This is a genomic window from Pseudoxanthomonas sp. PXM03 (assembly GCF_014852005.1).
Taxonomy (GTDB): domain Bacteria; phylum Pseudomonadota; class Gammaproteobacteria; order Xanthomonadales; family Xanthomonadaceae; genus Pseudoxanthomonas_A.
On sequence record NZ_JACVAU010000002.1, the window covers coordinates 731992 to 744128 of the forward strand.

The 12137-nt window shown below is 67.8% G+C and carries 9 protein-coding genes; 2 read left to right on the forward strand and 7 right to left on the reverse strand.

Features of this window, described 5'->3' with window-relative positions; all coding sequences use genetic code 11:
• Positions 1–31: 31 nt before the first annotated feature.
• The 3 genes from clpB to IB223_RS12245 form a co-directional block, all read right to left on the reverse strand.
• On the reverse strand, positions 32–2641 hold the full coding sequence (clpB, locus tag IB223_RS12235; RefSeq protein WP_192202000.1) for an ATP-dependent chaperone ClpB: 2610 nt from the start codon (positions 2639–2641) through the stop codon (positions 32–34).
• A 163-nt stretch (positions 2642–2804) separates the two neighbouring features.
• Positions 2805–4388: a hypothetical protein gene (locus IB223_RS12240; protein ID WP_192202001.1), complete on the reverse strand. Its 1584-nt coding sequence runs from the start codon at positions 4386–4388 to the stop codon at positions 2805–2807.
• 238 nt (positions 4389–4626) lie between these two features.
• The gene (locus IB223_RS12245) at positions 4627–5106 is read right to left on the reverse strand and encodes a DUF3574 domain-containing protein (RefSeq protein WP_192202002.1); all 480 of its coding nucleotides are present in this window, start codon (positions 5104–5106) and stop codon (positions 4627–4629) included.
• A 184-nt stretch (positions 5107–5290) separates the two neighbouring features.
• Between IB223_RS12245 and IB223_RS12250 the strand changes: the two genes are divergently transcribed.
• A complete protein-coding gene (locus IB223_RS12250; RefSeq protein WP_192202003.1) occupies positions 5291–7711 on the forward strand; it encodes a TonB-dependent receptor in 2421 nt (806 codons plus the stop codon).
• Between the two features lie 409 nt (positions 7712–8120).
• Here IB223_RS12250 and IB223_RS12255 read toward each other — a convergent pair whose 3' ends face one another.
• From IB223_RS12255 to rluD, 4 genes are all read right to left on the reverse strand, one after another.
• Positions 8121–8537 carry a thiol-disulfide oxidoreductase DCC family protein gene (locus IB223_RS12255; RefSeq protein ID WP_192202004.1) on the reverse strand — a complete coding sequence of 139 codons (417 nt, stop codon included), beginning with the start codon at positions 8535–8537 and terminating at the stop codon, positions 8121–8123.
• A gap of 243 nt (positions 8538–8780) precedes the next feature.
• The gene (locus IB223_RS12260) at positions 8781–9320 is read right to left on the reverse strand and encodes a DUF4166 domain-containing protein (protein ID WP_192202005.1); all 540 of its coding nucleotides are present in this window, start codon (positions 9318–9320) and stop codon (positions 8781–8783) included.
• Positions 9305–10075, reverse strand: a complete 771-nt coding sequence (gene pgeF, locus IB223_RS12265) for a peptidoglycan editing factor PgeF (protein ID WP_192202006.1) — start codon at positions 10073–10075, stop codon at positions 9305–9307. Before pgeF ends, IB223_RS12260 begins: the two co-directional genes overlap by 16 nt.
• Positions 10072–11046, reverse strand: a complete 975-nt coding sequence (rluD, locus tag IB223_RS12270; protein WP_192202007.1) for a 23S rRNA pseudouridine(1911/1915/1917) synthase RluD — start codon at positions 11044–11046, stop codon at positions 10072–10074. The genes pgeF and rluD overlap by 4 nt, the downstream gene beginning before the upstream one ends.
• A gap of 117 nt (positions 11047–11163) precedes the next feature.
• On the opposite strand from rluD, the gene IB223_RS12275 reads away from it, so the two are divergent.
• A complete protein-coding gene (locus IB223_RS12275; RefSeq protein WP_192202008.1) occupies positions 11164–12051 on the forward strand; it encodes an outer membrane protein assembly factor BamD in 888 nt (295 codons plus the stop codon).
• The last annotated feature ends 86 nt before the right edge of the window (positions 12052–12137 follow it).

A 12137-nucleotide genomic window follows, 5' to 3' on the forward strand; every position in this document is an offset into this window, starting at 1 on the left:
CGCGCACGATGGCGCGGTCACCCTTCACCGGTCAGACGTCCGCAGTGCGCCGCTCGAACTGCAAGTGCCCGCCGTCGGCGTGCACACGCACCTTGTCGCCTGCTCCGAATTCGCCCGACAGGATCTTGTGCGCCAGCGGATTCTCCAGCTGCGCCTGGATCGCGCGCTTCAGCGGCCGCGCGCCGTACACCGGATCGAAGCCGACGTTGCCCAGCAGCATCAACGCCGAATCGTCCAGTTCCAGCACGATCTGGCGCTCGGCAAGGCGCTTGGCCAGGTAGCGCGTCTGGATGCGGGCGATCTCGCGGATCTGCGCCTTGTCCAGCGGATGGAACACGACGATGTCGTCCAGACGGTTGATGAACTCGGGCCGGAAGTGCGCCTGCACCACGCCCATCACGGCCGCCTTCATCTGCGTGTAGCTCTCCGGCGTGTCGCCCGCGCCGCCGCCATCGCTCATGTCCTGGATCAGGCTGGAGCCCAGGTTGGACGTCATCACGATGACCGTGTTGCGGAAATCCACCGTACGGCCCTGGCCGTCGGTCAGGCGGCCGTCGTCCAGGACCTGCAGCAGGATGTTGAACACGTCCGGATGCGCCTTCTCCACTTCGTCCAGCAGGATCACGCTGTACGGGCGGCGGCGCACGGCCTCGGTCAGGTAGCCGCCTTCCTCATAGCCGACATACCCCGGAGGCGCGCCGACCAGGCGGCTGACCGCGTGCTTCTCCATGAACTCGCTCATGTCGATGCGCACCATCGCGTCGCTGCTGTCGAACAGGAACTCGGCCAGTGCCTTGCACAGCTCGGTCTTGCCGACGCCGGTCGGGCCGAGGAACAGGAACGAGCCGCTCGGACGGTCGGGATCGGAAATACCGGCACGCGAACGGCGCACGGCGTCGGACACGACCTTGATCGCCTCCTCCTGCCCGATCACGCGGCCACGCAGCGACTGCTCCATCTGCAGCAGCTTCTCGCGCTCGCCTTCCAGCATCTTGCTGACCGGGATACCGGTCCAGCGGCTGACGACTTCGGCGATCTCCTCGTCGGTGACCTTGTCCTGCAGCAGGCGGAAGCCCTTCTGCTCGGCCTCCTGCGCAGCCGCCAGCTGCTTCTCCAGCTCCGGCAGCTGGCCGTATTGCAACTCGCTCATGCGCGCGTAGTCCTGCTTGCGCTGCGCGGCCTCGAGCTCAAGCTTCACGCGCTCGATCTGCTCCTTGATCTTGGTCGCGCCGGTCAACGTGGCCTTCTCGGCCTTCCAGATTTCTTCCAGGTCGTTGAACTCGCGCTGCAGCGATTCGATCTCGGTCTCCAGATCGGCCAGGCGCTGCTTCGACTGCGCGTCCTTTTCCTTCTTCAGTGCCTCGCGCTGGATCTTCAGCTGGATCAGCCGGCGCTCCATGCGATCCATTTCTTCCGGCTTGGAGTCGATCTCCATGCGGATGCGGCTGGCGGCTTCGTCCATCAGGTCGATGGCCTTGTCCGGCAGCTGGCGATCGGCGATGTAGCGATGCGACAGCGTGGCCGCGGCGACGATGGCCGGGTCGGTGATCTCGACACCATGGTGCACGGCGTACTTTTCCTTCAGTCCGCGCAGGATGGCGATGGTGTCCTCGACGCTGGGTTCGCCGACGAAGACTTTCTGGAAGCGCCGCTCCAGCGCGGCGTCCTTCTCGACGTACTTGCGGTATTCGTCCAGCGTGGTGGCGCCGATGCAGTGCAATTCGCCGCGCGCCAGCGCCGGCTTCAGCATGTTGCCGGCGTCCATGGAGCCTTCGGCCTTGCCGGCGCCCACCATGGTGTGCAGCTCATCGATGAAGAGGATGATCTGGCCTTCGTTCTTCGCCAGGTCGTTGAGCACGGCCTTCAGGCGCTCCTCGAATTCGCCGCGGAACTTGGCGCCGGCGATCAGCGCACCCATGTCCAGCGACAACACGCGCTTGCCCTTCAGGCCTTCCGGCACCTCGCCGTTGACGATGCGCTGCGCCAGCCCCTCGACGATGGCGGTCTTGCCCACGCCGGGTTCGCCGATCAGCACCGGATTGTTCTTGGTGCGGCGCTGCAGGACCTGGATGGTGCGGCGGATTTCCTCGTCGCGGCCGATCACCGGGTCGAGCTTGCCGATCTCCGCGCGCTCGGTGAGGTCGATGGTGTACTTCTCCAGCGCCTGGCGCTGGTCCTCGGCATTCTCGGATTGCACCTTCTCGCCTCCGCGCAAGCGGTCGATGGCGGCGCGCAGCTTCTGCTTGTCGGCGCCACTGGCCTTCAGTTCCTGGCCTGCGGCCCCACTGTCGTCCAGGGCGGCCAGCAGGAACCACTCACTGGCGATGTAAGTGTCGCCACTGTCCTGCGCCAGCTTGTCGGTGACGTTGAGCAGGCGCGAGAGGTCGTTGCCGATGGACAGGTTGCCGGCTTGGCCGGTCACCTTGGGTAGCTTGTCCAGCGCTTCGCCCAGCCGCTCGCGCAGCACCGGCACGTTGACGCCGGCCTGCGACAGCAGCGGACGCGTGCTGCCGCCCTGCTGCTCCAGCAACGCGGTGAGCACGTGCACCGGTTCGATCATGGTGTGGTCGCGGCCCACGGCCAGCGACTGCGCGTCGGCCAGCGCCTGCTGGAAACGCGAGGTCAGTTTGTCCATCCGCATCGGGAGAACCTCAGGAAAAGTAGGGGCCGGCGAACGCCAGCCGATGCTACCGAGATGAGGTTAAGCGCCGGTGTTTCAAGACCACTTGAGACCGAAGTTCACCTTAGGGTGGGCCTTTGCCCACCGCCTGCGCATGTGCCGAAACGACGGGCCAAGGCCCGGCCTACGCCCTCTTCTGCAGGGACAGTGCGCCCAGCAGCACCGCCAACGCGGCGTACGCACCGGCGAACTGCCACAGGATCGTCGCGCGCAGGCCTTCCACGTCCCACGGCAGGTAGATGCCGCCGCGCGGATCCACCGAGTGGATGATGCCGAACAGCGTCAGCACCGCGCCGACCAGCAGCGCGGCCACGGCACGGCCATTACGCCCCTCGATCATCGCCACCAGCGCGGTGGTCCAGATCATTGCGGTGATGATGAAGCCGTTGCCCAGCGTCACGATGGTGGCCAGGTCGGGCAGACCGTGCCCGTCGACGCCTTCGTACAGACCCACGAAACGGTCGGGTGCGATCCATGCCGGGTTGCCGAACTTGATCGTCAGCAGGTACGCCACCGAGGGCAGGAAGCCCAGCGCCACCGCGATGGCATGCTTGCGCGGCGTCTCGGTGAAGGCCTGCACGGTGATGTCCAGGCCGACGTAGACGATGATCGGCGCCAGCACCGCCACCGGCAGCCACTGCACCAGCCCCGACACGTAGCCGAGCACGCCGCCGAAGCCGATGAAGAGACCGGTCAGCAGCGTGTAGCCCTTGCGCGCGCCCATGTGCTTGTACGCGGGCTGGCCGATGTAGGGCGTGGTCTGCGCCACGCCGCCGCAGAAGCCGGCCACCAGCGTGGACACCGCTTCGGCCAGCAAGACGTCGCGCGTGCGGTAATCGTCGCCGGCCGCACGCGCGCTTTCGCTGACGTTGATGCCGCCCACCACCATCAGCAGGCCGAACGGCAGCAGCAGCGGCAGATAGGGCACGGTGTAGGCCAGGCCATCCAGCCAGCCCAGCGTGGGCAGTGGCAGCGTCACCGCCAGCGGCACGGCATCGGGCACCTTGAAGCCCGGCGCGCCAAGGCCGGCGAGGCCCAGCGCGTAGTACAGCGTGGTGCCGACGATGAAGGCCAGCAGCACGCCCGGGATCTTCACCGGCAACTTGCCCTTGGCCACCAGCACGTAGAGCAGCAGGCCGAAGGTGACGAAGCCGACGATGGGCTGACGCAGCGTTTCGATCAGCGGCAGGAAGCCCAGCAACGTCAACGCCGCGCCACCGATGGAGCCCAGCAGGCCGGCGCGCGGCACCGCGCGGGTGACCGCATCGCCGAAGAACGACAGCACCAGCTTCAGCACGCCCATCACCACCAGTGAGGCCATGCCGAGCTGCCAGGTCGCGGTGGCCGCGGCCTGTTCGTCCAGGCCGGCCTGCTTGAAGCCGACGAAGGCCGGGCCCAGCACCAGCAGCGCCATGCCGATGCTGGTTGGCGCATCCAGGCCCAGCGGCATCGCGGTGACGTCATCGCGCCCGGTCTTGGCCGACAGCCGGTGCGCCATCCACGTGTAGATCAGGTTGCCGACCAGCACGCCCAGCGCGGTGCCGGGGAACATGCGGGTGAACACCACCTCGGCGGGGAACTGGAAGATGCCGATCAATGCGGCGGCGATGAAGCCGAGGATGGACAGGTTGTCCACCACCAGGCCGAAGAAACCGTTGAGGTCGCCGGGAACGAACCAGCGGCGCACGGGAGAAGCCGATGCGGTCATGGGAGGCCGAAGAAGGAAAAGGGAAAGGAGGGAATGGCGGACCACAGGATAAGCCGCCTCCCCCGTTCACGGGGGAGGGTTGGGGTGGGGGCGACGGAGCCGATCGGTTTCTCCCTCGCGGTAAACATCGCGTGGCGCGTCTTGCGCCCCTGCCTGTATCGCGCGCGCGCCCTCGTCTGCGCGCGCGTCGGCCCCCATCCCCGCCTTCCCCCGCACGCGGGGGAAGGGGCAGATCGCGTCAGAACGATACGTCCACCGCGTGGCGCGACCACAGCACCGACTGGTGGCCCGTGGCCTGCTTCCACGCCAGGCGGATCGCCTCGACGTCGGCGCGGCGCTGCGGCGTGTCTTCGTGCAGCACCACCAGCACCTTGGTCTTCAGGCGATTGGGTTCCTTCGCGCCGCGGAACAGCCATTGGCCGTAGGCATCGAACACGGTCAGGCCGTCCGGGAAGCGCGAGGTCACTTCCTTGTCGAGGAAGGCGCGCCACGTCGCTTCGGTGATGGGCTCGGCCTGGGGACGGTCCGCCGGTCCCGTCTCCTCTCCCACCCCGAAGTACAGCTCGCTGCGCACCCAGCCACTCGCGCTGGCCGGACGCAACGTGTCGCCTTCCAGCGTGGCGGTGGCGGTGGTGGCAGAGGGCGATGCGACGGGCGGCGTGGACGCACACCCGGCAAGCGCAAGAAGGACCAGCAGCCAGACAGCACGATGCGACATGGGGGAAGACCTCGTGGGAGAAGGACAGGATGGAGCATGCCGCCGCGATGGCCATATGACGCGGCGGCATAAGGTGATGGACAGCGGAGATGACACACGGTCCGCAGCGGCGGTTAATATATCGCTTCATCGCAATATAGCGATAGACTCCGCCCTGCTCCCTCCCTCGCCCCACGAGACCCGCATGTCCCACCCCGCTCTTGCTCTGCTCGGCGCCGCCATCGTGCTGGCGCTCGCCGTCCCCGCCCACGCCCAGACCGCGCCTGCCGGCGCCACCGACCTGGATGCGGTGATCGTCACCGGCACACGCGCCACCGATCGCACCGCGCTGGAATCCACCTCGCCCATCGATGTGCTGACCGCCGAAGACATCCGCCAGGCCGGCGTGCTCAACGGCGAGCTCGGCAGTGCGCTGCAGGCGCTGCTGCCGTCGCTGAACTTCCCGCGCCAGTCCAACTCCGGCGGCGCCGACCACATCCGCGCCGCGCAGCTGCGTGGCCTGAGCCCCAACCAGGTGCTGGTGCTGGTCAACGGCAAGCGCCGCCACACCAGCGCGCTGGTCAACACCGACAGCAAGATCGGCAAGGGCAACACGCCGGTGGACTTCAATGCCATCCCGGTCAGCGCGATCAAGCGCATCGAAGTGCTGCGCGACGGCGCCGGCGCGCAGTACGGCTCCGATGCCGTCGCCGGCGTCATCAACGTCATCCTCGATGACACGCCGGAAGGCGGCGCCATCGAAGCCAGCTATGGCGCGCACCACACCAAGGTGGAGCCGATCGACCAGACCGTCACCGACGGCCAGACCGGCTTCTTCAGTGCGCAGGTCGGCGACCGCATCGGCGACGGCGGCTTCTTCCGCGTGGGCCTGGAGTACAAGCAGCGCGAGGGCACCAACCGCGCGGGCTTCGACCAGATCCCGTTCTTCGAGGAGCAGACCCCGGACAACCTGGCCCTGGCCGGCCAGCGCAACTACGTGCTGGGCGACGGCAGCTCCAAGGACATCAACGCGTGGCTCAACGCGGCCGTGCCGCTGGGCGAATCGGCCGAGCTGTACGCCTTCGGCACCTACCACCAGAGCGATACCGAAGGCGCGAACTACTTCCGCTACCCCGACGGCGTGGCGAACTGGAAAGAGGTCTATCCGAACGGTTACCGCCCGATCTCCGAAGGCGAGAACCTCGACCTGGCCGGCGTGGCCGGCGTGCGCGGCCAATGGGGCGAATGGGACTACGACGCCAGCCTCAATCATGGCCGCAATGAGTTCACCTACCGGCTGCGCAATTCGCTCAACGCCTCGCTGGGCCCCAGCAGTCCCACGCGCTTCAAGACCGGCGACTACGAGTCCGCACAGACGCTCGCCAACCTCGACCTGAGCCGCGTGTTCGGCGCGCATACGTTCGCCACCGGCCTCGAGTTCCGCCATGAAACCTTCGAGACCGGCGCAGGCGATCCCGCCTCGTACGCAGCCGGTCCCTTCACCGACCGCCCGACCGGCTCGCAGGCCGGCGGCGGGCTGACGCCGCAGGACACCGCGGACCTCGACCGGGACGTGTCCAGCGTCTACGCCAGCCTCAGCAGCCAGTGGGGCGAGAAGTTCACCACCGACATCGCGGCGCGCTACGAACATTACGACGATTTCGGCGGCGAGCTGACCGGCAAGCTGGCCGCCCGCTACGAGTTCGCGCCCGCCTTCGCGCTGCGCGGTTCGGTGTCGAACAACTTCCGCGCGCCGTCGCTGAGCCAGATCGGGTTCGAATCCACCTCCACCGGCTACGACGCCTCCGGCCAACTCACCCAGGGCCGCCTGCTGTCGGTCAACAACCCCATCGCCCGTGCGCTGGGCGCGCAGGATCTGGACCCGGAGAAGGCGCTGAACCTCAGCCTCGGCTTCACCAGCCGCATCGGCGAGCACTTCGACCTGTCGCTGGACGTGTTCCGCATCGACATCGATGACCGCGTGGCGATCACCGAGCGCATCAGCGGCGACGCGCTGACCGATTTCGTGCTGGACAATTTCGGCGTGCCGGGCGTGCAGAGCGCCAACTTCTTCATCAATGCAGCCGACACCCGCACCGAAGGTGCGGAGCTGGTGGCCAACTGGCGGCAGGCGCTGGGCGACGGCAACCTGCTGCTGACCGGCGCCTACAGCTACGCGAAGACGGAACTGAAGAACATCGCCGTTACGCCCGCCGAACTGCTCGCCATCGACCCCGGCTATGTGCTGTTCGGCGTTGAGGAGAGCAACACGCTGACCGGTGCCGCACCGCGCACGCGCGGCATCTTCACCGCGGGCTGGAACAACACCGATTGGTCGCTGCTGGGACGCGTCAGCCGCCATGGCAGCGCCAAGCGCGTGTTCAACTTCGGCGGCGGCTTCGAGCCGGAGCAGACCTACGGCGCCGAATGGCAGCTGGATGCGGAGGTCGAGTACCGGTTCTCGCCGAAGTGGAGCGTGGCGCTGGGCGGCCTGAACCTGACCGACGAGTACCCTGACCTTTCGAGCGCGGACATCGCCTACTTCGGCAACCTGCCCTACGACGTGCTGTCGCCGATCGGCAGCAACGGTGCGTACTACTACACGCGCGTCCGCTACACCTTCTGAGTGCTAAGAGCATCGCCGCCTCCCTCACGGAGGCAGCTCGACGAACTGATCGGACGGGCGCCGCGGCACGGGAACGGACGGGCAACCGTCGCGCGGGCAGCGGCAGGCTGGCCAGCACCCGCGCCGGCGCCCGGACGATCAGACCCCGCCCGCGCCTCGCTGTATGCGGGCACCGTCGAAGACGAGCGCATCACAATGCGCCCGAACGGTGAACAGCGTGGACACCGCCTTGCAGCCAAGCATGAAGAACGCGCCGCCACGCGCCCGGATGACGAACACCCTGTAGGAGCGGCTTCAGCCGCGACCGGATACCTGCCCGCCGCAGGAAACACATGCGCATCGGCTGCCATCGCCCGCGACAGGCATCATCACGAGTGCGGTCGCCGTGCGGTCGCGGCTGAAGCCGCTCCTACAGGAAGCGCGCCCGCTCCTCCTCCGTCGGCACCCGGCATGCCGTCATCCCGAACCACCGGTACCGGTGTCGCGCGATCCAGCGGTACAGCGGATCGCGCACGCCACGCGGCACCAGGGCGATCACCAGGGCGAGTCGCCACACGCCGCCCAGCCCGGTCAGCACGCGCTGGATCGCATCACTGTCGGTCCAAGCGCGATGGCCATCGACCAGCAGGAACGACGCCGGATCGTCGGGATCCAGCCCATGCCCGGCCAGCAGCGCGCGCCCTGCGTCCGACTGCATGGCGGCGAAGCGATAACGTCCCACGCGATCATGCTTCAGCAGGAAGCGTACCCATCCATTGCACAGCACGCAGATGCCGTCGAAGACGATGATGGGGCCTTGTGCGGCGGAGGGGTCGTTTGGGGTCATTCAACCTCTCCGTCAAACTTGATGATTCCCCTCTCCCCGCACGCGGGGAGAGGGTGCCAACGGCGGGTGAGGGGCGAGCGGAGTCCGTCATTCATCGGCCCACCATGCTGATGCAACAGGCGACGCACGGACATACGCTCGTCTTGCGAGCGACGAAGAGCGCCCCTCATCCGCCCCCGTATCGGGATACGGGGCAGGCTCTCCGGGCACCTTCTCCCCGCGCGCGGGGAGAAGGAAGGCCCATCACGCGTCACGGACATCGAGCCACCCGCGGTAGTGCACCAACAATCCGGTGAGCGGCAACGACGCCCAGACGTCGAACCGGTAGCGATCGTCCTCGGCGAACTCTCGTGCGCCCACGCCCGTGAACCAACGCGCCGGCAACGACACGCCGAACACGCTCACCCGGACGACGCGCCATGCGATGGCATGGTCCACGACATTCAGCCGGAAGCCGAACGTTGCCAGGCCCAGCCGCTCGCACAGCACGTCACCGTCGCGCCACAGGCGCGAAGGCATCGCACGCCCGCCGATGAAGCGCGTCCAACGCTCGGTGTCAGGCGATGCCTCGATCTCCACGCATAGCGGGCCGGTGCCAGGGGGCGGAAGATGGGTGGCCGCGGCGACCAGCCGTGACAGCCATCGACCGCCGCGCTCGACCTCGACGCCACCCCGATACCGATTCACGCCCTGCGCCATGTGCAACACGCGCACTGGCGCCGGCAGCCCGTCGAACGCCGGCCCCAGCACCTGCGCGAACAACGACCTTACGGCTGCATCCATGCCAGCGTGGCGATGCGGCCGCTGCGGCCATCACGGCGGTGCGAGAAGAAGCGCGCGGGCTCGCTGATCGTGCAGAGATCGCCGCCGTGAATGTCATCGGCCGACATGCCGCGCGCGACCAGCCGTCGGCGTGCCAGTGCCGGCAGATCGGCCAGCCAATGGTTCTCGCGTGTCGGCACGAAGCAGGCTTCGGCATCCGCATCGTGTGCGACGAACACGTCGAAGACGTCCTTGCCCACTTCATACCGCCGCGGCCCCGCAGCCGGACCTATCCATGCCATCACCTCCGCCACCGGCGTCGTCATCGCGTCCAGCGCGGTTTCCAGCATCCCTTTCGACAGGCCGGGCCAGCCGGCGTGCGCGGCCGCGATCTCGCTGCCGTCCTTCGCGGCGAACACCACCGGCAGGCAGTCGGCGGTGAGGATGGCCAGCACCACGCCGGGTGTCGCCGTGACCAGCGCGTCTGCCACCGGTTCGTCGGCATCCGGATCGGCGGGCGCATCCACACGCAGCACGTCGATGCCATGCACCTGCTTCAGCCAGTGCGGCACCGACGGCAGGCCGGCGAGTTCGACCAGTTGCGCGCGATTGCGCGCCACCGTGGCCGGATCATCGCCATCGGCGGCGTAGCGGTTGCCGAGGTTGAAGGTGTCGAACGGTGCCGCCGAGCATCCCGCGCCATGACGCAAGGTGGTGAAGGCATGCACGCCGGGAGGCGCAGGCCAGCCGGCGGGCACGACCGGCGCGCGGTTCATCCGCGCTGCGCCTTGCTGTCCGCGCGCAGGGCCGCCAGCAGCGCCACCATGTCGGCCGGTACCGGCGCGGTGACGCGGACCGGTTCGCCGGTGGCGGGGTGGACGAACTCCAGGGTCTCGGCATGCAGCGCCTGTCGCCGGAAGCTGCGCAACACGGCGATCAGTTCCTCGCTGGCACCCTTGGGCAACCGCAGTGGCCCGCCGTACAGCGGATCACCGATGATCGGGTACTTGATGTGTGCCATGTGCACGCGGATCTGGTGCGTGCGGCCCGTTTCCAGCCGGCACTCCAGCGCGGTGTGCGCGCGGAAGCGTTCGCGCAGGCGGTAGTGGGTGACCGCATCGCGGCCATCCTCGCGCACCGCCATCTTCAGCCGGTCGCGCGGGTGGCGGTCGATCGGCGCATTCGCCGTGCCGCCGGAGACCATCGCCCCGACCACCACGGCCAGGTACTGGCGGTGTACGTCGCGCGAAGCCAGTTGCGCCACCAACGAGGTATGCGCCGGCACGGTGCGTGCGACCACCATGACGCCGGAGGTGTCCTTGTCCAGCCGGTGCACGATCCCCGCGCGCGGCAGCGCCGACAGCGACGGGTCGCGGAACAGCAGGGCATTGACCAGGGTGCCGGTGGGGTTGCCCGCACCGGGATGCACCACCAGCCCGGCAGGCTTGTCCAGCACGAACACATGCTCGTCCTCGTACAGCACGTCCAGCGGGATGTCTTCGGGCAGTGCGTGGGTCTGGGTGTCCAGTACCACGTCCAGGCTGGCGGTCTCCCCGCCGCGCACGGGGTCGCGCGGGCGCACCACCTGGCCGTCCAGCAGGGCGTTGCCGGACTTGATCCACTCGGTCAGGCGCGACCGGGAGAACTCGGGGAACAGCTCCGCCAGCGCGGCGTCGAAGCGCCGGCCGGCCGCGCTGGCGGGCACGATGGCGGTGCGGAGGCTGTCGGGGGAATCGGTATCGGTCATGCGGAAAGACATCCAGGGAGGCCATGCTCGGTCCGTATTGGCCGATTGTTCATGGCGAAGGCGGCGCCTAGGCTATCATCGACAGCCTGTTTCCCTGCCGCGGCCTGCCGCCAGCCCATGACCCAGCGTGCCCTTCCCCGCTCCACCCGCCGTTCCGCGCCCGCCCGTTTCGTCCTGCTGGCGCTGGTAATCGCCTTCGCCGGGACCGGCTGCGGCAAGATCTTCAAGAAGAAGGAAGCAGCGGAGAACCAGCCTGTCGAGGTGATGTACCAGGAAGCCCACCAGGCGATGATGAACAACAACTGGGACCGCGGCCTGCAGAACTTCCGCCGCCTGATCGCCCAGTATCCGTACGGCCCCTATACCGAACAGGCATTGATGGAATCGGCCTACGCCGAGTACAAGTCGGGCAAGCTGGACGATGCGGTCACCACCATCGACCGCTTCATCCGCACCTATCCGACCCATCGCAACGTCCCGTACATGTACTACCTGCGCGGGCTGGCCAACTCCAACCGCGACACGGTGTTCCTGCAGAAGGTCTGGCGCCTGGAAGCCAGCCGTCGCGACCTGGCCACGCCGATGCAGGGTTACAACGACCTCAACCGGGTCGCCGAGAACTACCCCAACAGCCGCTATGCCGCCGATGCGCGCCAGCGCATGAGCGTGCTGCGCAACCAGTTCGCCCTGCACGAACTGGATACCGCGATCTACTACCTGCGCCGCGATGCGTGGGTGTCCGCCGCCAGCCGCGCCAAGTACCTGCTGGAAACCTACCCGCAGAGCAGCCACCAGAACGACGCCATCGCCGTGCTGGCCGAGGCCTACACCCAGCTGGGCAACGAGACCCTCGCCGCCGACGCCAAGCGCGTGCTCGAAATCAACGATCCGCAGCACCCCTGGCTGGCCGGCAAGTGGCCCGACTACCCGTGGATGGTGCGTCGCCTGAACCCGTTCGGCGCCGAGAAGTCGATCAATACCGCCGACAGGCGCAACGACGACTGATCCAACCGGACACGGAAACGAAAAAGGGCCGCAAGGCCCTTTTTCATGTCCGGATGCCTGCGCGCCCTGCATGCGCAGGCGTTCCG